The organism is Streptomyces venezuelae (assembly GCF_008642315.1).
Classification (GTDB): domain Bacteria; phylum Actinomycetota; class Actinomycetes; order Streptomycetales; family Streptomycetaceae; genus Streptomyces; species Streptomyces venezuelae_D.
On record NZ_CP029192.1, the window covers coordinates 6,109,945 to 6,128,915 of the forward strand.

General features: G+C 71.3%; 14 protein-coding genes and 3 tRNA genes. 10 read left to right on the forward strand and 7 right to left on the reverse strand.

Features of this window, described 5'->3' with window-relative positions:
• Nucleotides 1-93: 93 nt before the first annotated feature.
• A complete protein-coding gene (locus DEJ48_RS26775) occupies nucleotides 94-582 on the forward strand; it encodes a gamma-glutamylcyclotransferase family protein (protein WP_150218793.1) in 489 nt (162 codons plus the stop codon).
• Nucleotides 583-686: 104 nt separating this feature from the next.
• Nucleotides 687-977 carry a DUF6355 family natural product biosynthesis protein gene (locus tag DEJ48_RS26780; protein WP_150218794.1) on the forward strand — a complete coding sequence of 97 codons (291 nt, stop codon included), beginning with the start codon at nucleotides 687-689 and terminating at the stop codon, nucleotides 975-977.
• Between the two features lie 74 nt (nucleotides 978-1,051).
• On the opposite strand, the gene DEJ48_RS26785 is transcribed toward DEJ48_RS26780, so the two are convergent.
• Entirely contained in the window at nucleotides 1,052-3,166 is a 2,115-nt protein-coding gene (locus DEJ48_RS26785; RefSeq protein ID WP_411757486.1) for a molybdopterin oxidoreductase family protein, read from the reverse strand.
• Between the two features lie 221 nt (nucleotides 3,167-3,387).
• Nucleotides 3,388-4,056, reverse strand: a complete 669-nt coding sequence (locus DEJ48_RS26790) for a vancomycin high temperature exclusion protein (protein ID WP_223832214.1) — start codon at nucleotides 4,054-4,056, stop codon at nucleotides 3,388-3,390.
• 332 nt (nucleotides 4,057-4,388) lie between these two features.
• Between DEJ48_RS26790 and DEJ48_RS26795 the strand changes: the two genes are divergently transcribed.
• The 5 genes from DEJ48_RS26795 (at nucleotide 4,389) to DEJ48_RS26815 (ending at nucleotide 11,519) form a co-directional block, all read left to right on the forward strand.
• Nucleotides 4,389-5,294 (forward strand): sirohydrochlorin chelatase, encoded by a 906-nt coding sequence (locus DEJ48_RS26795; RefSeq protein ID WP_150218797.1) that lies wholly within the window; start codon nucleotides 4,389-4,391, stop codon nucleotides 5,292-5,294.
• Nucleotides 5,295-5,355: 61 nt separating this feature from the next.
• On the forward strand, nucleotides 5,356-6,666 hold the full coding sequence (locus DEJ48_RS26800) for a deoxyguanosinetriphosphate triphosphohydrolase (protein WP_150218798.1): 1,311 nt from the start codon (nucleotides 5,356-5,358) through the stop codon (nucleotides 6,664-6,666).
• A 157-nt stretch (nucleotides 6,667-6,823) separates the two neighbouring features.
• The gene (locus DEJ48_RS26805; protein WP_150218799.1) at nucleotides 6,824-8,086 is read left to right on the forward strand and encodes an NAD(P)/FAD-dependent oxidoreductase; all 1,263 of its coding nucleotides are present in this window, start codon (nucleotides 6,824-6,826) and stop codon (nucleotides 8,084-8,086) included.
• A gap of 43 nt (nucleotides 8,087-8,129) precedes the next feature.
• On the forward strand, nucleotides 8,130-10,034 hold the full coding sequence (gene dnaG, locus DEJ48_RS26810; RefSeq protein WP_150218800.1) for a DNA primase: 1,905 nt from the start codon (nucleotides 8,130-8,132) through the stop codon (nucleotides 10,032-10,034).
• 141 nt (nucleotides 10,035-10,175) lie between these two features.
• Nucleotides 10,176-11,519 carry an RNA polymerase sigma factor gene (locus DEJ48_RS26815; RefSeq protein ID WP_150218801.1) on the forward strand — a complete coding sequence of 448 codons (1,344 nt, stop codon included), beginning with the start codon at nucleotides 10,176-10,178 and terminating at the stop codon, nucleotides 11,517-11,519.
• Nucleotides 11,520-11,539: 20 nt separating this feature from the next.
• On the opposite strand, the gene DEJ48_RS26820 is transcribed toward DEJ48_RS26815, so the two are convergent.
• The 4 genes from DEJ48_RS26820 to DEJ48_RS26835 form a co-directional block, all read right to left on the reverse strand.
• On the reverse strand, nucleotides 11,540-13,438 hold the full coding sequence (locus DEJ48_RS26820) for an ABC transporter ATP-binding protein (RefSeq protein WP_190537605.1): 1,899 nt from the start codon (nucleotides 13,436-13,438) through the stop codon (nucleotides 11,540-11,542).
• A 26-nt stretch (nucleotides 13,439-13,464) separates the two neighbouring features.
• Complete coding sequence (locus DEJ48_RS26825) at nucleotides 13,465-15,198, reverse strand: ABC transporter ATP-binding protein (RefSeq protein WP_150218803.1); 1,734 nt, start codon at nucleotides 15,196-15,198, stop codon at nucleotides 13,465-13,467.
• 195 nt (nucleotides 15,199-15,393) lie between these two features.
• A complete protein-coding gene (locus DEJ48_RS26830; RefSeq protein ID WP_150218804.1) occupies nucleotides 15,394-16,824 on the reverse strand; it encodes a xylulokinase in 1,431 nt (476 codons plus the stop codon).
• Between the two features lie 78 nt (nucleotides 16,825-16,902).
• Complete coding sequence (locus tag DEJ48_RS26835; RefSeq protein WP_190537608.1) at nucleotides 16,903-17,205, reverse strand: YtxH domain-containing protein; 303 nt, start codon at nucleotides 17,203-17,205, stop codon at nucleotides 16,903-16,905.
• 192 nt (nucleotides 17,206-17,397) lie between these two features.
• On the opposite strand from DEJ48_RS26835, the gene DEJ48_RS26840 reads away from it, so the two are divergent.
• The 3 genes from DEJ48_RS26840 (at nucleotide 17,398) to DEJ48_RS26855 (ending at nucleotide 17,812) form a co-directional block, all read left to right on the forward strand.
• Nucleotides 17,398-17,470 (forward strand) — tRNA-Asn (locus DEJ48_RS26840).
• Between the two features lie 5 nt (nucleotides 17,471-17,475).
• Nucleotides 17,476-17,548 (forward strand) — tRNA-Asn (locus DEJ48_RS26845).
• A gap of 187 nt (nucleotides 17,549-17,735) precedes the next feature.
• A tRNA-Ile gene (locus tag DEJ48_RS26855) sits at nucleotides 17,736-17,812 on the forward strand.
• A gap of 84 nt (nucleotides 17,813-17,896) precedes the next feature.
• Here DEJ48_RS26855 and DEJ48_RS26860 read toward each other — a convergent pair.
• Entirely contained in the window at nucleotides 17,897-18,937 is a 1,041-nt protein-coding gene (locus tag DEJ48_RS26860; protein ID WP_150218807.1) for a YihY/virulence factor BrkB family protein, read from the reverse strand.
• Nucleotides 18,938-18,971 lie beyond the last annotated feature (34 nt).

An 18,971-nucleotide genomic window follows, 5' to 3' on the forward strand; every position in this document is an offset into this window, starting at 1 on the left:
CCGAAAACACGCCACTCGGGACCTAAGCCCATGCCGCTCGACCCGGAACGTCCCGCGCGGCCACGCCGTCCCGCCCCTGTGGACAATCGGCCTATGAGCGACGACGAACTCGGCACGGCCCGGCTGCCGTTCTTCGTGTACGGCACGCTGCGCCCCGGCGAGCCCAACCACGCCGCCCACCTGCGCGGCCGGACCGCGAGGGAGGAGCCCGCACTCCTGCCGGACGCCGTCCTCTACGACGGTCCCGGCTACCCGTACGCCGTCGAGCACCCCGGCAAGGGCCCGGTCCACGGCGACCTGCTCACCGCACTCCCCGCCGCCTACCTCCCCCTCCTCCACGCCCTGGACCACCTCGAGGAGTACGCCCCGGGCGACCCCCACAACCTCTATGTACGCGTCGCACGCGACGTACTCGACCGGACCGGCGCTCCCGTCCCCGCCTGGGTCTACGTCGCGGCCCCGCGCATCGCCGCCGGACTCCGCGCCTCCGGCTCGCTCATCGGGTCGGGCGACTGGGCCTCACACCGAAATGCGCAGCTCAAACGCTTACGCACCCGATCCGGTGATCTGAATCACTCGTGAGAGCGAGTTGGCGTGACTACGGACAGTGAGCAACGCGAAGCTCTGCGTGTGCACCTCCAGGTGCGCGTGTCGGTGCCAGTGCACCTTGTCTGAAGGAGTCGCTCATGCGAGTTCGCCGTTCCCTGCCGGCCGTCATCGGTGCCCTGGCCCTCGGCCTGGGCATGACCATGGCCTCCTCGGCCTCCGCCGAGCCCGCGGCCGTCCAGAACCCCTGCGGGTTCTACGAGACCCACAGCGACGCCTACTACAACCACTGCACCAGCGACGGTTCGCACATCGTCATCGAGATCGACGACTGGGGCCCCAACAGCGAGCAGTGCGTGGGCCCCGGCGTGACCTGGATCGGCTCCGCCTCGGGCGTCGACGGTGCCTGGTACACCGGCCGCACCTGCTGATTCCCGCCTCTCCTCGCACGACGGCGGGCCCGGGGCTCCGGCTCCGGGCCCGCTCCCCACGACTCGGCTCGGCCTCACGCCTGCTCCAGCCGCTCCACCCGCACCGCGCACACCTTGAACTCCGGCATCCCCGACACGGGATCCAGGGCGGGATGCGTCAACGTGTTGGCCCGCCCCTCGCCCGGCCAGTGGAACGGCATGAACACCGTGTCGGCGCGGATCGCCGACGTCACCCGCGCGGGAGCCACAGCGCGCCCCCGCCGTGAGACGACGGCGACCGGATCGTCCTCCCCGACCCCCAGACGCGCGGCGAGCCGCGGATGCAGCTCCACGAAGGGCCCCGGAGCCGCAGCGTTGAGCTCGTCGACGCGCCGCGTCTGGGCCCCGGACTGGTACTGCGCGAGCACCCGTCCCGTCGTCAGCAGCACGGGATACTCCGCGTCCGGCTCCTCGGCCGCGTCCCGGTGCGCCACCGGCACGAAGCGCGCCCGCCCGTCCTCGGTCGCGAACCGGTCCAGGAACAACCGCGGCGTCCCCTTGCCCGCCGCGGTCCCGGACGCCTCCGCACTGTCGTGGCTCTCCGCACCTTCGAGGCTCTCCGCACCTTCGGGGCCCTCCTCGCCCTCCGGACCCGCGGGGCACGGCCAGAACATCCCCTCGCCGTCGTCCGCCCGCAACCGCTCGTAACTGATCCCCGAGTAGTCCGCTGGACCGCCAGCGCTCGCCCGGCGCAACTCCTCGAAGACCGCCTCCGGCTCGGTCGGGAACCCCTTCCCGTGCCCGAGCCGCTCCGCGAGCCCGTGCAGCACGTCGAGATCGCTGCGCACCCCGGCCGGCGCGGCCACCGCCCGCTGCCGCAACAGCACCCGCCCCTCCAGGTTCGTCACAGTCCCCGTCTCCTCCGCCCACTGCGTCACCGGCAGCACCACGTCGGCCAGTCGCGCCGTCTCGGACAGCACCACGTCCGCCACCGCCAGGAAGTCCAGCGACCGCAGCCGCTCCTCCACGTGCGCGGCCCGCGGCGCCGAGACGACGGGATTGGAGCCCATCAGGAGCAGCGACTTGATGTCCCTGCCCAACGCGTCCAACAGCTCGTACGCCGACCTGCCCGGACCTGGCAGGGAGTCCGGGGCCACTCCCCACACCCCCGCCACATGGGCCCGCGCCGCCGGGTCGGTCAGCTTCCGGTAGCCGGGCAGCTGGTCCGCCTTCTGACCGTGCTCCCGCCCGCCCTGACCGTTCCCCTGACCCGTCAGGCACCCGTACCCGGAGAGCGGCCGTCCGGCGTTCCCCGTGGCCAGGCAGAGATTGATCCACGCCCCCACCGTGTCCGTGCCCTTGGACTGCTGCTCCGGACCGCGCGCGGTGAGCACCATCGCCGCGTCGGCGCCGCAGAAGAGCCGCACGGCATCCCGCAGCCGGGGGACCGCCACACCCGTGATCCGCTCGACGTGCTCCGGCCAGTGCGCCATCGCCGCCGCCCTCGCCTCCTCCCATCCGCTCGTCCGCTCCTCGATGAACGCGTCGTCCGTGCGGCCCTCCGCCACGACCAGGTGGAGCAGGCCGAGCGCCAGCGCGAGATCCGTGCCGGGCCGCGGAGCCAGGTGCAGATCCGCCTGCTCGGCGGTCCGGGTACGCCGGGGGTCCACGACGATCAGCGTGCCGCCGTTCTCCCGCAGCTCCGTCAGGTACCGCAGCGCGGGCGGCATCGTCTCGGCGAGGTTCGACCCGACGAGGATCACGCACCCGGTGCGCGGGATGTCCACCAGCGGAAACGGCAGCCCCCGGTCGAGCCCGAACGCCCGCTGACCGGCGGCCGCTGCCGACGACATGCAGAACCGTCCGTTGTAGTCGATCTGCGACGTGCCGAGCGCGACCCTCGCGAACTTGCCCAGCGCGTACGCCTTCTCGTTGGTCAGACCGCCCCCGCCGAACACCCCGCACGCGTCCGCGCCGTGCTCTGCCCGTGTGCGGGTCAACCCCTCGGCGACCCGGTCGAGCGCCTCCTCCCAGCCGGCCGGCGTGAGCTCACCCGTGGCACGGGACCGGACGAGCGGTTCCGTCAGCCGCACCCGGGACGAGAGCACCGCGGGCGCGGTCCGTCCCTTGCCGCACAGGGCCCCCTTGTTCACGGGGAACCCGGCCCGCTCCACGACCTCCACTCCCTCGGGGCCCGTGGTCAGGCCCATCCCGCATTGCAGCGCGCAGTACGGACAGTGGGTCGAGGTAGTGGTCGAGGTCGTGCTCGTGGTCGCGGGTGCAGCGGGTGCGGTCGGTGTCGACGGTGTCGCCGTGGAGTGCATGCGGTCCAGCCTCCGCCGGACTTGTTACACGCCCCGTCCCGATCGCGTTACGCACGCGGTAAGCCGACCTCAGCGACGGCCACCTCCCGCTGTGAGCCGCCCGCGTCTCAGCGCGGTGCGTCCAGTGCCCGGGTCACGCCCGGCTCCCGCGGCCCGAGGAAGTGCGGATCCGGTTTCAGCGCCGCGTCGACCGCCGCCTTGCCCGCCGCGAGGACCTCCCGTGCCCCGCCGTAGTACCAGGTCGTGTCGTGCACCGCGTCCACCGCGACCCCGTACGAGGAGACGCCCGCCGCGTCGCACAGCGCGACCGCCCTGCGTATGTGGAAGCCCTGGCTGACCAGCACCGCGCGGTCCACGCCGAATATCTTCTTGGCGCGCACGCAGCTGTCCCAGGTGTCGAACCCGGCGTAGTCGCTCACGATCCGACGGTCCGGCACCCCGTGCTTCGTCAGGTAGGTCCGCATCGCGTCCGGCTCGTCGTAGTCCTCGCGGCTGTTGTCACCCGTGACGAGCACGACCTCTATGCGGCCCGTGCGGTACAGCTCCGCCGCCGCGTCGAGCCGGTGCGCCAGATAGGGCGACGGTTCGCCCTTCCACAGGCCCGCGCCGAAGACGACGGCCACCCGGGCGCGCGGCGCCTGTGCGACCGACCCGATCCTGTCCTCCGTCGACACGAACAGCCAGGTCGCGGGCAGCAGCGCGAGCACGCACAGCGCCATCACCGCCTGTATCGCCCGCCGCTGCTCCTTCCGTGTGCGCGGCAGCCGCAGCCGCATTCGCTTCCGCGGCCGCGCAGGCTTGCGCCACCGCTCCGCCCAACGCGCCGCCAGGTCTCCGCCCAGACGTCTCTTCATCGGTGATCCGCCCCCCCGTGCCCCGCACTCCGCCGGGTCCCCCCGATCCGATCAATGCCTCAACGGTAAGCCGCCCCGCCGACCGACGTCAGCGACCCGTGCCCCCGAAACACCCCCGACACCACCCCCGACCGCACCCGGAGGCACATCCGAACCCGCCCCTGACACCGCCCCGCCGGCCGCCGTGAGCCCGGCGAAAACAGTCGTCACGACCGCGCAACGCCACCGCAACACGTCCCGGCCATCCTCGGTCCATGACGCCGTCGAACCCTCTTCGCGACGAGTCCGGCAGCACTCACCTCGACAGTACGGCGCAGATCATGGACCGCATTTCCAGCCGGCTCGGCAACCGGCTCCGTCTCGTCTCACCCGACGGCACCCGCCGTCACGACCCGCGCCCCACCCTCGTCCTGGTCGCCCACGGCAGCCGCGACCCGCGCGCCCTCACCACCGTCACGGCCCTCGCCGAGCGCATCAGGGAGCAGCGCCCCGGACTCGCCGTCCGGCTCGGCCACATCGAGCTCAACCACCCCCTGCTCACCGAAACGCTGGACGAGCTCGACGGGCCCGGCGGCCAAGCCGTCCTCGTCCCCCTCCTTTTCGGACGCGGCCAGCACGTCAAGCGAGACATCCCCGCGGCCGCCGCCCGGTTCCCCGCCCTCGACACCCGCGTCGCCGCCCCGCTCGGCCCCCACCCGCTCCTCGCCGAGGCGCTGCACGCCCGACTAGTCGAGGCCGGCTGGCCCGATCGGCCCACCGCGGCCGCGGCCGGTGCGCGGGGCGTCCACGCCGTGGTCCTCGCCGCCGCCGGTTCCCGCGACCCGGAGTCGGCCGCCGACACGGAGGCCGCCGCCGGGCTGCTCGCCGAGCGCCTGGGCGTCCCCGTCCGCGCCGCCTACGCCGCACCCACCCCGGCCTGCCCCCGCGGCGTCCCGGAAGCGCTCGAAGAGCTGGCCGCGGAGGGGCGGACGCGTACCGCCGTCGCCTCCTGCTTCACCGCGCCCGGTCGCTTCGCCGCGCAGACCGCCGACGCGGCCCCCTGGATCGCCTCGGCGCCCCTCGGGCCCCACGCCGCACTCGTCCGCCTCGTCCTCCTCCGCTACGACCAGGCACGCAGCGCCCCCGCACCCGCCTCCCGACACACCCTCAGCAGCGTCTGACAGAGGCCGAATCCATGAGGCCAGATCCCTGTTTGTCACTGCTTGCGTCTACTGTCGGTGCATGGAAGGCACAGCACCGAACACGCGATACGAGGCGTACAGCGCCTATGACGAAGCAGCCGTGGAGCGGTGGGCCGCCGAGCCCGACAAGAGGCCGGGGCGCACGGCCTTCCAGCGCGACCGCGCGCGCGTCCTGCACTCCGCGGCTCTGCGCCGCCTCGCGGGCAAGACCCAGGTCGTCACGCCGGGCACCCGCAGCCAGGCCTGGGACGCCAGTGCCCGTACGCGTCTGACGCACTCCCTGGAGTGTGCCCAGGTGGGCCGCGAGCTCGGCGCGGCGCTCGGCTGCGACCCCGACCTGGTCGAGACGGCCTGCCTCTCCCACGACCTCGGTCACCCCCCGTTCGGGCACAACGGCGAGCAGGCGCTCAACGAAGTGGCGCAGGACTGCGGCGGTTTCGAGGGCAACGCCCAGTCGCTGCGGCTGCTCACCCGCATCGAGCCGAAGCGCTTCATCCGCTCCGAGTCCACCGACGAGCTCGTCAGCGTGGGCCTCAACCTCACGCGTGCCGCTCTCGACGCCGCCACCAAGTACCCGTGGCCGCTGGGCGCCCACCCCAGTGACCCGTCGTCCGTGAAATTCGGTGTCTACGAAGACGACCGTCCCGTCTTCGACTGGATCCGCAAAGAGGCCCCCGGGCAGCGCACCTGCTTCGAGGCGCAGGTCATGGACTGGTCGGACGACGTCGCGTACTCGGTCCACGACTTCGAGGACGGCCTGCACGCCGGGCACATCGACCCGAACGCGCTGCACGCCGAGCCGGAGCGCCAGGACATCTACGCCGTGGCCCTGGGGCGGTACGTTCCCGAGGACACCGACCCCGAAGAGCTCGCCCAGGCCCTGGACCGCCTCCTGGACCAGGAGTGGTGGCCGCACGGGTACGACGGATCGGCCGTCGCCCAGGCCCGGTTGAAGGACGCCACCAGCCAGCTCATCGGACGCTTCTGTCTGGCCGCGGAGACGGCCACCCGCGCGCGGTACGGCAGGGGCCCTCTCACGCGGTACGCCGCCGAGCTCGTCGTCCCCCGCGAGGCGCGGCACGAATGCGCGGTGCTCAAAGCCGTGGCCGATCGCTATGTGATGCAGCGCCCGGCCCAGGAGCGGCTCCGCGCGGACCAGCGCATCGTCGTCGCCGAGCTCGCCGAGGCGCTCACCGCCCGCGCCCCCGACGGACTCGACCCGCAGTTCCGCGCCCTGTTCGACGCGGCGCCCGACGACCGTGCCGCGCGCCGCGTCGTGATCGACCAGATCGCGTCCTTGACGGACGCCGCGGCCCGCGCCCTGCACACCCGCCTGACGTCGAGGCCCTGAGCGGGTGTGACGTGATGTGGCCGGTTGGGGGCGGGCCCCCTTCCCCCATCACGCTGCGTGCGGGACGCTCCCAGTGGCGGCAAGCCCAGTTGGCAAGTGTGGCAAGACAGTGTTCTTCCGGGGTACATCCCCGGTACCCCGGGCAAGGAGGCATCAAGTGGTCGACGCGGATCAGACGTTCGTCATTGTCGGAGGAGGGCTGGCCGGCGCCAAGGCGGCCGAAACGCTCCGCTCCGAAGGATTCACCGGCCGGGTGATCCTCATCGGCGACGAGCGTGACCACCCCTACGAGCGTCCGCCCCTGTCCAAGGGGTACCTCCTCGGCAAGGAGGAGCGCGACAGCGTCTTCGTCCATGAACCGGGGTGGTACGCGCAGGCAGACGTCGAACTGCACCTGGGCCAGACCGTCGTCGCCATCGACCGCGAGGCGAAGAGCGTCCGTCTCGGTGACGGCGCCGTCATCCGCTACGACAAGCTCCTGCTGGTCACCGGTGCCGAGCCCCGCCGCCTCGACGTCCCGGGCACCGACCTCGCCGGCGTCCACCACCTGCGCCGCCTCGCGCACGCCGACCGCCTGAGGCACGTCCTGGCCTCCCTCGGCAGGGACAACGGCCACCTGGTGATCGCGGGCGCCGGCTGGATCGGTCTGGAGATCGCGGCGGCCGCCCGGGAGTACGGCGCGGAGGTCACCGTCGTCGAGGCCGAGCAGACCCCGCTGCACGCCGTCCTCGGCCCCGAGGTCGGCCAGATGTTCGCCGACCTGCACGCCGAGCACGGCGTCCGCTTCCACTTCGGCGCACGGCTCACCGAGATCGCGGGGCAGGACGGCATGGTCCTCGCCGCCCGCACGGACGACGGCGAGGAGCACCCCGCGCACGACGTCCTCGCGGCCATCGGAGCGGCCCCCCGCACGGCCCTCGCCGAGTCCGCGGGCCTCGCCCTGGTCGACCGCGCCGAGGGCGGCGGCATCGCTGTCGACGCGTCGCTGCGCACCTCCGACCCCGACATCTACGCGGCGGGCGACGTGGCCTCCGTCCGCCACCCGCTCTTCGGCACGAGCCTGCGCGTCGAGCACTGGGCCAACGCCCTGAACGGCGGCCCGGCCGCCGCGCGCGCGATGCTCGGCCAGGACGTCTCGTACGACCGCGTGCCGTACTTCTTCTCCGACCAGTACGACGTCGGCCTGGAGTACTCGGGCTGGGCGCCCCCGGGGACGTACGACCAAGTGGTGGTGCGCGGCGACGCCGGAAAGCGCGAGTTCATCGCGTTCTGGCTGCGCGACGGGCAGGTCCTCGCGGGCATGAACGTGAATGTGTGGGACGTCACTGACCCCATCCAGCAGCTGATCCGCAAGGGCGCACGCCCCGACTCGAACGCCCTCGCGGACCCGTCGACCCCGCTGGCGTCGCTCCTGGGGTGACCGGCCGGGCAGGAGTGTCACAGGCGAGCCGTAGTATTCCTACGTGGCAGGCAGGATCAATGACGAGGACGTGAAGGCGGTTCGGGACGCGGTCCCGATCGACGCCGTGGTCTCCGACTACCTCCAGCTGCGCAACGCGGGGGGCGGAAACCTCAAGGGTTTGTGCCCCTTCCACGACGAGAAGTCCCCGTCCTTCCAGGTCAGCCCGAGCAAGGGTCTCTTCCACTGCTTCGGCTGCCAGGAAGGCGGCGACACGATCGCCTTCGTGATGAAGATCGACCACCTCACGTTCTCGGAGACGGTCGAGCGCCTCGCCGCCCAGGCGGGCATCACGCTGCGCTACGAAGAGGGGGGGTACAACCCCTCGCACCAGCGCGGCGAGCGGATCCGCCTCGTCGAGGCCCACAAGATCGCCGCCCAGTTCTACGTGGACCAGCTGGAGGGCGCCGAGGCCGAGATCGGCCGGAAGTTCCTCGCCGAGCGCGGCTTCGACCAGGCCGCGGCCGCGCACTTCGGCGTGGGGTACAGCCCGGCCGGCTGGGACCACCTCACGCGCTTCCTGCGCGGCAAGGGCTTCACCGACAAGGAGCTCACCCTCTCCGGTCTCTCCCAGGAGGGCCGCCGCGGCCCCATCGACCGCTTCCGCGGCCGCCTCATGTGGCCGATCCGCGACATCGGCGGAGACGTGGTGGGCTTCGGCGCGCGCAAGCTCCGCGACGACGACAACGGCCCGAAGTACCTGAACACGCCCGAGACGGCGATCTACAAGAAGTCCCAGGTCCTGTACGGCATCGACCTGGCCAAGAAGGAGATCGCCAAGTCCAGCCGCGCCGTCGTCGTCGAGGGGTACACGGACGTGATGGCCTGCCACCTGGCCGGCATCACCACCGCCATCGCGACCTGCGGCACGGCCTTCGGCGGCGACCACATCAAGATCCTCCGCCGCCTCCTGATGGACAACGGCTCGGCCCGCGTGATCTTCACCTTCGACGGTGACGCGGCGGGCCAGAAGGCCGCTCTGCGCGCCTTCGAGGACGACCAGAAGTTCGCCGCCGAGACGTACATCGCGATCGCGCCCGACGGCATGGACCCCTGCGACCTGCGGCTCGCCAAGGGCGACGCGGCAGTCGCGGAGCTCGTCGAACCGCGCACGCCGCTCTTCGAGTTCGCGCTGCGCCAGATCGTCGCGCGGTACGACCTGGAGACCCCCGCGGGCCGCGCGGCCGCCCTCGACGAGGCGGGCCCCGTGGTGGCCCGCATCAAGAACAGCGGCGCGCAGCACGAGGTCGCCGTGCAGCTCGCCGGCATGCTCGGCATCCTCGACACCCAGTTCGTCGTCAAGCGCGTCGCTCAGCTCGCCCGCTGGGCCCGCGACCGCGGCGGCAGGGGCCCCGCACCCGCCCCCGCCGCCCAGCGCTCCGCGGGGGCGTACGAGAGCGCGCCGCAGGGCTTCAGCGGCCCCGCGCTCAACCTGCGCAGCCCCGCGCACCGCACCGAGCGCGAACTGATCAAGCTGGCCCTGCAGTACCCGCAGTTGGTCTCCCCGGCCTTCGACGCGTACGGCACGGACGAGTTCACCGCCCCGCCCTACGCCGCGGTGCGCCGCGCCATCGAGGAGGCGGGCGGCGCGGAGTACGGAGCACAGGACCCGCAGGAGTACCTCGTACGCGTCCGCGAAGCCGCGCCCGACGACGCGGTCCGCGCGATGGTCACCGAGCTCGCCGTCGAGGCGATCCTGCGCAAGACCGTCGACGAGATGTACGCGGGCATCCAGCTCGTGCAGGTCCGGCTGCGCGCCGTCGACCGCCGCATCCGCGACGTCCAGGGCACCCTCGCCCGCGTGGGCGCGGGCGGCGACCCGCAGCATCTGACCGCGGTGCAGAACGAGTTGTGGGTCCTGCAGCAGTACGGACAGGCGCTCCGCGAGCGGGGCGCGGACGCGCTCTGAGGCGCCCCGCCGGGCTCCCCGGCGATTGGATCCGGGGTAACGGGGTTACCCGTCGGGTAACCACGCGGTCACGGACCGGACTCAAAAAGTCACCGCACGCCCCTCGTGGCGGCCGTGTGTCGTACCCCACACTGGGTTCCGGTGCCTGAGTCCTCGGAGCGCGGCCGACCCGCCGACAGCGGGTCCGAGACCCCCGCGGTTCCACAATTCGTGTTCGGGACGGACAGCGGCGAGGCCGCCGTCCCTCTCCCGTTGCCGCACGCCTCAGATGCGATCACCCTGGAGGTCGCCCCCGTGCAGACCCAGACCCTCACCCAGACCGACACCGCCCCGCGCGCGGATGCGGATACGGACGTCCTGGAGTCGGTCCCGCCCCAGAGCCGAGCCACTCGGCACCCCGAGGCCTCGGCAACGCAGGAAACGGCCCGGGATACCGCACAGCCACGAGAAGCATCCACCTCGCAGGACGACACCCAAGAGGCCCCGCACGCCACCGACACCCCCGACGCTCCCGAGGCCCTCGCGCCCGAGATCCTCGACCTCCCCGCGCCCCGCAGCCGCGCCGACACCGGCGGCCCGTCCTCCGACCTGTTCCGCCAGTACCTGCGCGAGATCGGGCGGATTCCGCTGCTCACCGCCGCGGAGGAGGTGGAGCTCGCCCGCGCCGTCGAGGCCGGTCTCTTCGCCGAGGAGAAGCTGAGCAACACCCCCGACCTGGACTCCCAACTCGCCCTGGACCTCGACAAGCTGGTCGTCATGGGGCGGATGGCCAAGCGCCGCCTCATCGAGGCCAACCTCCGCCTGGTCGTCTCCGTCGCCAAGCGGTACGTGGGGCGCGGGCTCACCATGCTCGACCTCGTCCAGGAGGGCAACCTCGGCCTGATCAGGGCGGTCGAGAAGTTCGACTACGCGCGGGGCTACAAGTTCTCGACGTACGCGACCTGGTGGATCCGCCAGGCCATGTCCCGCGCCCTGGCGGACCAGGCCCGCACGATCCGCGTCCCCGTGCACGTCGTGGAGCTCATCAACCGGGTCGTCCGCGTCCAGCGCCGCATGCTCCAGGAGCGCGGGTACGAGCCGACGCCCGAAGAGGTCGCCGCCCACCTGGACCTCCCGCACGAGCGCGTCAGCGAAGTCCTGCGCCTGGCCCAGGAACCCGTCTCGCTGCACGCCCCCGTCGGCGAGGAGGACGACGTCGCGCTCGGCGACCTCATCGAGGACGGCGACGCCACGAGCCCCGTGGAGTCGGCGGCGTTCCTGCTGCTCCGCGAGCACCTGGAAGCCGTCCTGTCGACGCTCGGCGAGCGCGAGCGCAAAGTCGTCCAGCTGCGCTACGGCCTCGCGGACGGCAGGCCCCGCACCCTGGAGGAGATCGGCCGCATCTTCGGCGTGACGCGCGAGCGGATACGGCAGATCGAGTCGAAGACCCTCAACAAGCTGCGGGACCACGCCTTCGCGGACCAGCTCAGGGGCTACCTCGACTGAAGGCAGCCCCCTGGGGCGGGCTAGTCCACCTCGGCGACGGCCTGCGCGAACTGAGCCGCGTACAACCGCGCGTAGGCCCCTTCGGCGGCCAGCAGGGCGTCGTGCGAACCCTGCTCGACGATCGACCCGTTCTCCATCACCAGGATCGTGTCCGCGTCCCGGATGGTGGAGAGCCGGTGCGCGATGACGAACGACGTCCGCCCGTGCGCCAGCCGCGCCATCGCCTTCTGGATGAGCACCTCCGTGCGGGTGTCGACCGAGCTCGTCGCCTCGTCGAGGACCAGGATCACCGGGTCGGACAGGAACGCCCGCGCGATGGTGATGAGCTGCTTCTCGCCCGCGCTGACGCCGGCGCCGTCGTCGTCGATCACCGTGTCGTACCCGTCGGGGAGCGTACGCACGAAGCGGTCGGCGTGGGCGGCGCGCGCCGCCTCCTCGATCTCCTCGCGCGTGACGTCCTTCGGCGCGCCGTACGCGATGTTCTCCGCGATGGTGCCGCCGAACAGCCAGGTGTCCTGGAGCACCATGCCGATCCCGGACCGCAGCTCGTCGCGGGACATCGCCGCGATGTCGACCCCGTCCAGGGCGATCCGCCCGCCCGTCACCTCGTAGAAGCGCATCAGCAGGTTGACCAGCGTCGTCTTGCCGGCGCCCGTGGGGCCGACGATGGCGACCGTGTGCCCCGGCTCGACGACCAGGGACAGGTCCTCGATGAGCGGCTTGTCCTTGTCGTAGCGGAAGGAGACGTGCGACATCTCCACGCGCCCGCGCGGCTTCTCGGGCCGCTCGCCGGGGACCGGGTCGGCCTCCTGCTCCTCCGCGTCGAGGATCTCGAAGATCCGCTCGGCGGACGCGACGCCCGACTGCACCATGTTCGCCATCGAGGCGACCTGTGTCAGGGGCATCGAGAACTGCCGCGAGTACTGGATGAAGGCCTGCACGTCACCGATCGACAGCGACCCCGAGGCGACCCGCAGACCGCCCACCACGGCCACCAGGACGTAGTTCAGGTTCGAGATGAAGAACATCAGCGGCTGCATGACACCGCTGTTGAACTGCGCCTTGAACGACGCCTCGTACAGTTGCTCGTTCTGCTCGGCGAACGCCTTCGCCGACTGCTCCTGCCGTCCGAAGACCTTCACCAGGGTGTGCCCGGTGTACATCTCCTCGACGTGGGCGTTGAGCGCGCCGGTCGTCTTCCACTGCTGCACGAACTGGGGCTGCGACCGCTTGCCGACCTTCGTCGCCACGAAGAACGACAGCGGCACCGTCACGAGCGCCACCAGCGCGAGCAGCGGCGACACCCAGAACATCATCACCAGGACGCCGATGATGGTCAGCAGCGAGTTGATGAGCTGCCCCATCGTCTGCTGCAGCGTCTGGTTGAGGTTGTCGAGGTCGTTCGTGGCGCGGCTCAGCACCTCGCCGCGCTGCCGCTTGTCGAAGTACGACAGCGGGAGCCGCGAAAGCTTCGCCTGTACGTCGCCGCGCATCCGGAAGACGGTCTTGTTGATGGCGCGGTTGGAAAGACGCGTCGCCACCGCCATCAGCAGGCCCGCCACCAGGAACGTGCCGAGCGCGAGCAGCAGGACCTCGCCCACCGCGCCGAAGTCGATGCCCTTGCCGGGCGTGAAGTCGACTCCGGAGAGCATGTCGGCCATGCCGCCGTCGCCGTTGTCGCGCAGCCGGTCGAGGGCCTGTTCCTTCGTCACCCCTTCGGGCATGTCACGGCCGACGATGCCCGCGAAGAGCAGGTCGGTCGCACGGCCGAGGATCTTGGGGCCGACCACGGAGAGGGCGACGCTCAGGACTCCGGCGACGAGCATCGCGTACATCGTGGCGCGCTCGGGTCTGAAGTTCCCGAGCAGCCGCTTGCCGGAGCTCTTGAAGTTCATGGAACGGGAGTCGGGGCCCAGCATGGGCCCACCGATGCCACCAGGGGGCATTACGCGGCCTCCGCTTCCGTCAGCTGGGAGAGCACGATCTCCCGGTAGGTCTCGTTGTTCTCCATCAACTCGTGATGGCGTCCCGTGCCCACGACGCGGCCCTCGTCGAGGACCACGATGCGGTCGGCGTCCCGGATCGTCGACACGCGCTGGGCGACGATCACGACGGTCGCCTCCGCGGTCTCCTGGCCGAGCGCGGAGCGCAGGGCGGCGTCGGTGGCGTAGTCGAGCGCGGAGAACGAGTCGTCGAAGAGGTAGATCTCCGGGCGCTGCACGAGCGTGCGCGCGATGGACAGACGCTGCCGCTGGCCACCGGACACGTTGGTACCGCCCTGCGAGATGGGCGCGTCGAGGCCCTCTTCCAGGCCCTCGACGAACTCCTTGGCCTGGGCGACCTCCAGCGCGTGCCAGAGCTCCTCGTCGGTGGCGTCCGGGTTTCCGTAGCGCAGGTTGGACGCGACGGTCCCGGCGAACAGATACGGCTTCTGCGGGACCAGGCTGACCGTCTTCGCGAGCAGCGCGGGGTCGATGGTGCCCACGTCCACGCCACCGACCAGGACCTCGCCCTCCGTCGCGTCGATCAGCCGCGGTACGAGGCTCAGCAGCGTCGACTTGCCGCTGCCGGTCGACCCGATGACGGCGGTCGTCTCGCCGGGCCGCGCGACCAGGTGGACGGACTTGAGGACGGGCTCCTCGGCGCCGGGGTAGCGGAAGCCGGCGTCCCGAATCTCCAGGTGGCCGTGGCTGCGCAGCTCACGCACCGGGGCGGCCGGGGGCACCACGCTGCTGTCGGTGTCCAGGACCTCCTCGATGCGCTCGGCACAGACCTCCGCGCGCGGCACCATCATGAACATGAAGGTGGCCATCATCACGGACATCACGATCTGCATCAGATAGGCGAGGAACGCGGTGAGCGCACCGATCTGCATGCCGCCGCTGTCGATGCGGTGCGCGCCGAACCACACCACCGCGATCGACGAGATGTTCACGACGGTCATGACGATCGGGAACATCAGCGCGAGCAGCTTGCCGGTGCCGAGGGAGACCTCGGTCAGGTCGGCGTTGGCCTTCCGGAACCGCTCCTTCTCGTAGTCGTCGCGGACGAAGGCGCGGATGACGCGGTTGCCGGTGATCTGCTCGCGCAGCACGCGGTTCACGGTGTCGAGCCGCACCTGCATGGTGCGGAACAGGGGCCGCAGCCGCCGCACGATGAGGCTGACGCTGATGCCGAGGACGGGCACGACGGCGACGAGCACCGTGGAGAGCGGCACGTCCTGGCCGAGCGCCATCACGATGCCGCCGACGCACATGATGGGCGCGGTCACCATCAGCGTGAACGACATCAGGACCAGCATCTGCACCTGCTGGACGTCGTTGGTGGTCCGCGTGATCAGCGACGGGGCACCGAACTGCCCCACCTCACGCGCCGAGAACGACTGCACCCGGTCGAAGACGGCGGCCCGCACGTCGCGGCCGAGGGCGGCGGCGGTCCGCGCGCCGTAGAAGACGGCGCCGATGTTGCAGACCATCTGCACGACGGTGACGGCGATCATGATGCCGCCGAAGCCGAGGATGTAGCCCGTGTCGCCCTCGACGACACCGTTGTCGATGATGTCGGCGTTCAGGCTGGGCAGGTAGAGCGCGGCGCAGGTCTGCAGGAACTGCAGCAGCACCAGCAGGACGATGGGTTTCTGGTACGGACGCAGATATGTCCGCAGGAGTCGTATGAGCACGCTCGGTCTCTCGAGGAGTCGGTGTCGGGCGTCGGGCGTCGGGTGTCGGCGAGTCGGGAGGGGGGCGGGCAAGGCCGCCCCCCATCCTCCGACACCCGGCCCATGACAGCGCAACCGATTAACCCATGACCCGGTCAAATTTCAGTCCGGGTCAAGAACTGGGCTCACCCAAGGATCACGGGAGACGAGACACGCTCAGTACGTGAAGGCCCCCGGATGGGACTGCTCCCGAACCGTCGCGTACTGCTGCCGCACGGCCTGCCCCACCGCGAGCTCCTCGCCCGGCTCGAAGACCTGCGCGGAGGCCCCCTGCCAGAGCGGCAGTTGCCCGGTCAGCGCCCACGCGGCCTGCCGCGCCGCGCCGATCGCCGCGTAGTCCGCGGGCTGCGGCACCACGACCTGCGTACCGAACAGCATCGGAGCCGCGGCCTGCACGGCGGGCAGCTCGGCGGCGGCACCCAGCAGGAACACGCGCCGGACCGCCACGCCGCGCCCCCGCAGGACGTCGAGCGCGTCACCGAGCCCGCACAGCATGCCCTCGAAGGCGGCGCGCGCCAGATGCTCGGGCTTCATGGACTCGCGCCGCAGCCCGGTCAGCGTCCCTGCGGCATGCGGCAGGTTGGGCGTCTTCTCACCCTCCAGATAAGGCAGGAACACCAGGCCGTGGGCGCCCGGCGTCGACTTCACGGCGAGCGCGGAGAGCTCCTCCAGGTCGGTGATCCCGAGCATCTCGGCGGAGCCGCGCAGCACGCGCACGGCGTTCGAGGTGTGGACGACCGGCAGGTGCATGCCGGTGGCGTCCGCGAGGGAGGTGATGTTGCCCGCCGCGTCGACGAGCGCCTCGTGGTGCACGGCCATCACGGAGCCCGATGCCCCGAGCGACACCACGGCGTCGCCCTGCTGGACCCCGAGCCCGAACGCGGCGGCCATCGTCTCGCCCGTACCGGCCGATATCAGGAGCCCCTCGGGCGTCGTCCCCGCGGCTTCGGCGGGTCCGATCACCTCGGGCAGCATCGCCTGGTGCCCGAGGGCCATCTCGACGAGATCGGGGCGGTACGTTCCGCTCGCCGCCGACCAGTACCCGGTGCCCGAGGCCCCGCCGCGGTCGGTCGTGCGCCGGGCGGGCCGGCCGAGGAGCTGCCACACGAGCCAGTCGGGGGCCTGGAGGAGGGCGGCCGTGCGGCGCGCCGACTCGGGCTCGTTCTTCGCCAGCCAGCGCAGCTTGGTGACCGGGTGGGGGGCCTGTGGCACGCATCCCACGGACTGGGCCCAGGCCTCGCGGCCACCGAGACCGTCGACGAGATCGACGGCGGCCACCTGCGCCCGCCGGTCGTTGCCGACGAGCGCGGGCCGCACGGTGTTGCCGTGCTGGTCGAGCGGTACGAGCGCGTTCTGCTGGGCGGACACGCCGATGGCCTGCACGCCTTCGAGCAGCCCGCCCCCGGCGGCCTCGCCGAGCGAGAGCAGCCAGGCCTGTGGATCCACGTCGGAGGGCCGCCCGCCGCCCTCGGCGTTCTCCAGCGGATGCGGGGCGTACCCCTGCTTCAGTACGGCACCCGTGTCCGTGTCACAGACCACGATGCGCGTGAAATCGGGCGAACTGTCCAACCCTGCGACTATCCCCATGCCAGGAATTCTGCCGCACGGGGGCCGGTGTCCCGTACCCCTGTTCGCTGTCCGTGATCCGCGCGGTGGTGCGTGCTCCTAGGTGTTGCTGGTGCCCCAGTCGTCCTCGGCGCCGCCCTGGCCCTTCTCGCGCAGCGAGCGGACGCGCTCGGCGACCGAGTCGGGCATCTTGTCGCCGACCCTCTCCGAGACGGTGTGGAAGGCCTTGCCCGCCACCTCGCGCCCCTGCTGCGTCGCGGACTCGACGGTGTTGCGCACGGCCGGGTTCTGCGAGATCTCGCGGGCGGACTTCCTCAACTGCTCGTAGCGCTCGCGTCCGGCCCGGGTCCCGAGCACGTACCCGAGGGCCAGTCCCGCCACGAATGTGAGCCGGTACCGCATGGCTGTCACCCTTTCCTTGCGTCGGCTTCGCACGTGTGTCACGCGTCTGTCGGTCGTCTGTCGCGCGCCTGCTGATCCGCCGAGGGATACCGATTGGCGGAGCACCCCCCTGCTTGCGCTAATGTATGTGTCGCAGCGAGCGCGCGCCGCCCGGAGAGTTCCCAGGTAGGTGCGTTCGATGCAACGAGACGATCCCCTGTAGCTCAATTGGCAGAGCAGCCGGCTGTTAACCGGCAGGTTACTGGTTCGAGTCCAGTCGGGGGAGCTCGGTCTCCTGTAGCTCAATTGGCAGAGCAGCCGGCTGTTAACCGGCAGGTTACTGGTTCGAGTCCAGTCGGGAGAGCTGTGACGAAGGACCCTCGAGATGCCTCTCGGGGGTCCTTTTTCGTATGTGTTCCGCGCCTGATGGAACCATGCGGGCAGCCCTGCGGTCCTCATGGTCGAGCGAAGCCGACCATCCGAAGCAGGAGATCGTATGAGCGGCTATGCTGCGGCAGACGGCGCGCACAAATGTGCGCGACGCGCCGTTAGGGGCGGTAGCTCAGCCGGTTAGAGCAGCGGACTCATAATCCGTCGGCCGTGGGTTCGAGTCCCACCCGCCCCACCACAGCGCTAGGCCGCAGGAACGTTTCCACCTGCGTCAACCGCGCAAACCTCCGGGGGCCGCCCGTTCGGGCGAAGTCCGGGCGGCCTAGGCCTTCCGTACCCCGCGCGGCTTGCGGCGGCGGGGCCATTTGCGGGTGTCGCGGGGCTCCACGTACGGCTCCTCCTCCGGGGGCATGCCGCCGGAGATCGCCCGCTGGCGGGCCAGTTCCGCGTCGAACTCCAGGCCCAGCAGGATCGCCAGGTTCGACAGCCAGAGCCAGATCAGGAAGACGACGACGCCCGCGAGGGTCCCGTACGTCTTGTTGTACGAGGCGAAGTTGGCGACGTACAGGGCGAAGCCGCCGGAGGCCAGCAGCCAGAGCAGGACCGCGACCGCGCTGCCGGGGCTCAGCCAGCGGAAGCCCGGGCCACGGACGTTGGGGGCCCGCCAGAAGAGCAGGGCGATCATCAGGACGACAAGGACCAGCAGGACCGGCCACTTCGCGATGGACCACGCCGTCAGCGCCGCGTCGCCCACGCCGATCGCGTCGCCGGCGCGTTCGGCCAGCGGGCCCGTGAAGACGACGATCAGCGCGCTGATGGCGAGCAGGACCATCAGGACCACGGTCAGGGCTATCCGGAGCGGTGTCAGTTTCCAGACCGGGCGGCCTTCGGGAAGGTCGTAGACGGCGTTGGACGTGCGGATGAACGCCGCCACGTATCCGGACGCCGACCAGAGCGCGAGCACCAGGCCCACGATCGCCATCACCCCGCTGGTGCCGCCGCTGTCGCTCAGCTGCCGCACCGAGTCCCCGAGCAGGTCCCGCACCGGGCCCGGCGCCAGGTCCTGGAGGTTGTCCAGGACCTTGTGGGTCGCCGACTCACCGACCACGCCGAGGAGCGAGACGAGGACCAGCAGCGCGGGGAAGAGGGAGAGGACGCCGTAATAGGTGAGGGCGGCGGCGCGGTCGGGGAGCTCGTCTTCCATGAACTCCTTGCCGGTGCGCCGCAGGACCGCCCACCACGACCGTGCGGGCAGCTCGGTGGGCTCGTCGGGGGCGGCCCGCTCGACCTCCGGGTCCGGACCGGTACTGAGGGCGGGCTCGGTTTCGTCCCGCGTGTGCTTGTCCTCGTCGAAGAGTGCCATGAGGTGGCGAGTTCTCCGGTTCGGGCGGGCTATG

Bases quoted from the DNA above. Each gene is read 5' to 3' on its own strand.
- DEJ48_RS26775 (WP_150218793.1), top strand. From the start codon at position 94: ATGAGCGACGACGAACTCGGCACGGCCCGGCTGCCGTTCTTCGTGTAC.
- DEJ48_RS26780 (WP_150218794.1), top strand. From the start codon at position 687: ATGCGAGTTCGCCGTTCCCTGCCGGCCGTCATCGGTGCCCTGGCCCTC.
- DEJ48_RS26785 (WP_411757486.1), bottom strand. From the start codon at position 3,166: ATGGGCCTGACCACGGGCCCCGAGGGAGTGGAGGTCGTGGAGCGGGCC.
- DEJ48_RS26790 (WP_223832214.1), bottom strand. From the start codon at position 4,056: ATGCGGCTGCGGCTGCCGCGCACACGGAAGGAGCAGCGGCGGGCGATA.
- DEJ48_RS26795 (WP_150218797.1), top strand. From the start codon at position 4,389: ATGACGCCGTCGAACCCTCTTCGCGACGAGTCCGGCAGCACTCACCTC.
- DEJ48_RS26800 (WP_150218798.1), top strand. From the start codon at position 5,356: ATGGAAGGCACAGCACCGAACACGCGATACGAGGCGTACAGCGCCTAT.
- DEJ48_RS26820 (WP_190537605.1), bottom strand. From the start codon at position 13,438: ATGCTGGGCCCCGACTCCCGTTCCATGAACTTCAAGAGCTCCGGCAAG.
- DEJ48_RS26830 (WP_150218804.1), bottom strand. From the start codon at position 16,824: ATGGGGATAGTCGCAGGGTTGGACAGTTCGCCCGATTTCACGCGCATC.
- DEJ48_RS26835 (WP_190537608.1), bottom strand. From the start codon at position 17,205: ATGCGGTACCGGCTCACATTCGTGGCGGGACTGGCCCTCGGGTACGTG.
- DEJ48_RS26860 (WP_150218807.1), bottom strand. From the start codon at position 18,937: ATGGCACTCTTCGACGAGGACAAGCACACGCGGGACGAAACCGAGCCC.